At 65.1% G+C, this 1643-nt stretch carries 2 protein-coding genes; both read right to left on the bottom strand.

The window, feature by feature from the left end; genetic code table 11:
* Positions 1-729: ornithine carbamoyltransferase (locus VMR03_RS13855; RefSeq protein WP_325406198.1), on the bottom strand; the 729-nt coding region annotated here is incomplete at its 3' end.
* On the bottom strand, positions 726-1643 hold a 918-nt coding region (locus VMR03_RS13850), incomplete at its 5' end, for an aspartate aminotransferase family protein (RefSeq protein ID WP_325406196.1). The genes VMR03_RS13855 and VMR03_RS13850, both read right to left, overlap by 4 nt.

Genomic DNA, 1643 nt, shown 5'->3' with positions numbered 1-1643 from the left:
CGGGGTTCCCATCGAAACCCAGGTATCGGTGTTGACGCAGTCGGCGCCCTTCACCGCTTCGAAGGGATCGGTGGTCACGAAAATCTTCGCGCCCTTCTTGCGCGCCCAGTCGACGGCGGCACGGTCCGGCGCGAATTCCGGCGGGCAGGCGACCCTCAGCTCGAATTCGAGCTGCGCGGCCGCGTGGATCCACGAGGTCACCATGTTGTTGCCGTCGCCGACCCAGGCGATGCTGCGGCCCTTGATCGGCCCCTTGTGCTCCTCGAAGGTCATCACGTCCGCCATCAGCTGGCAGGGATGCGACTTGTCGGTGAGACCGTTGATGACCGGCACGCTCGCATATTCGGCGAGCTCCATCAGATGTTTGTGATCGGTCGTACGGATCATGATCGCGTCGACATAGCGCGAAAGAACCCGCGCCGTGTCGGCGATGGTTTCGCCGCGGCCGAGCTGCGTGTCGTTGCCGTTCAGCAGCAGCGTCTCGCCGCCGAGCTGACGCATGGCGACGTCGAAGGAGACGCGCGTCCGCGTCGAGGGCTTTTCGAAAAGCATGGCGAGAAGCTTGCCCTTCAGGGGGCTGTCCGTGTCGGGCTCGGCCTGCGCCTTGCCGTTCCGGCCGGCCTTGCGGGTCTTCGCCCCGTCAAGGATCGAACGGAGCGCCGGACCTTCGATCAGATCGAGATCGAGAAAGTGCCGGGGCGACTTCGCCCTGGGATCATGCGCGTTCATGCGGCACCTCCCGCAGCCTGGGCGGGCTTCTTCGCAATATCCGCTTCGAGCGCCGTGCAGGCACGGTCGAGCTTCCCGATTGCCTCATCGAGGTGACCCTCGTCGATGATGAGCGGCGGCAGCAGGCGCACGACATTGTCGCCCGCGCCAACGGTCAGCAGATGTTCCTTTCGCGCCGCCTGCACGAGGTCCGTGTTGGTGATGCGGCACTTGATGCCGAGCATCAGCGCTTCGCCGCGCACGCCCTCGATGATCGAGGGATGCTGGTCGGCAAGCATGGCGAGCTTCTGTTTCAGCTTCACGCCGATATCGCGCACATGGGCGAGGAAGTCTTCCCGGATCATCATCGAGACGGCGGCATCCGCCACCGCCATCGCCAGCGGATTGCCGCCATAGGTCGAGCCATGCGTGCCGACCGTCATGCCGCGCGCGGCATTCTCGGTTGCCAGACAGGCGCCGACCGGGAAGCCGCCGCCCAGCGCCTTTGCGACCGGCATGATGTCGGGCGTGATGCCGGCAAGTTCATGCGCAAAGAGCCTGCCGGTCCGCCCGAAGCCCGTCTGCACCTCGTCGAGCAGCAGCAGGATGCCCGCCTCGTCGCACATGGCGCGGATCTTCCTCAAATCCTCGTTCGGCAGTACACGGATGCCGCCCTCACCCTGGATCGGCTCGATCAGGATGCCGGCGGTCGTTGACGTGATCGCCTTTTCCAGCGCCTTCATGTCGCCGAATGGCAGATGCACGAAGCCCGGCATTTCGGGGCCGAAGCCTTCGAGATATTTCTTGTTGCCGCCGGCCGCGATGGTCGCGAGCGTGCGGCCGTGAAAGGCGCCTTCGAAGGCGATGAGTTCGTTGCGTTCCGGCGCATCGCCGACGAAGTGATAGCGCCGCGCCATCTTGATCGCGCATTCCAG

This window comes from Parvibaculum sp. (genome assembly GCF_035511255.1).
Classification (GTDB): Bacteria; Pseudomonadota; Alphaproteobacteria; order Parvibaculales; family Parvibaculaceae; genus Parvibaculum.
This window is presented reverse-complemented; position numbering and strand designations above follow the sequence as displayed.